Origin of the sequence: Agromyces humi, from assembly GCF_009720255.1 — a bacterium.
GTDB classification, from domain to species: domain Bacteria; phylum Actinomycetota; class Actinomycetes; order Actinomycetales; family Microbacteriaceae; genus Agromyces; species Agromyces humi.
The window spans coordinates 1-731 of sequence record NZ_WJSP02000726.1 but is presented as its reverse complement, the minus strand read 5'-3'; the positions used below and the strand labels follow the sequence as shown (position 1 = coordinate 731).

The 731-nt window shown below is 73.7% G+C and carries 1 protein-coding gene; it reads right to left on the bottom strand.

Features of this window, described 5'->3' with window-relative positions; genetic code table 11:
* Positions 1 to 7 precede the first annotated feature (7 nt).
* Positions 8 to 731: GlxA family transcriptional regulator (locus GH736_RS23800; RefSeq protein ID WP_159607568.1), on the bottom strand; the 724-nt coding region annotated here is incomplete at its 5' end.

The following is a 731-nucleotide window of genomic DNA, read 5'->3' as shown; positions in this document are numbered from 1 at the left end:
CGCGCGGTCAGCCGGTCGGGCGCAGAGCTCGGAGCGGGGCATCCGTCGTCACCGGCTCGTGCGCCGTGGTGCGGAACCGGCGCTGGTACTGCGACGGCGAGATGCCGAGCCGCGCGATGAATGCGCGGCGCAGGGCCTCGGCGCTGGGGAAGCCGGCGTCGAGTGCGGACTGCGCCACGGAGCATCCGCTCTCGAGCTGCGACCGTGCCAGGTCGAACCGCAGCCCGGCGACGTACTCGGCCGGTGAGGCGCCGAGCTCCTCGCGGAACAACCGGCTGAGGTGCCGCACGCTGACGTTCGCGTGCCGGGCGAGGGCGGCGACGGTGTAGCTGCTCGACGGGTCGGCGTCGATGAGGTCGGTGACCTGGCGCACGATGCTGTGGTGCGGCGCGCGCGCCCGCAGCGACGCTGAGAACTGCGACTGGCCTCCCGACCGCTGCAGGTACACCAGCAGCAGCTGCGCGACCTGGCGCGCCACGTCGCTGCCGTGGTCGTCCTCGACCATCGCGAGCGCCAGGTCGATGCCTGCGGCGACTCCCGCCGAGGTGGCGACGTCGCCGTCGCGCACGAAGATCGCATCGGGCTGGACGTCGATGGCCGGATGCCGCCGGGCGAGGTCGTCGGCGAACTTCCAGTGCGTGGTGGCGCGGCGGCCGTCGAGCACACCGAGCGCGGCGAGCACGAACGCGCCGCTGCAGATCGAGACGAGACGCCGGCTGCGCGACGCGAGG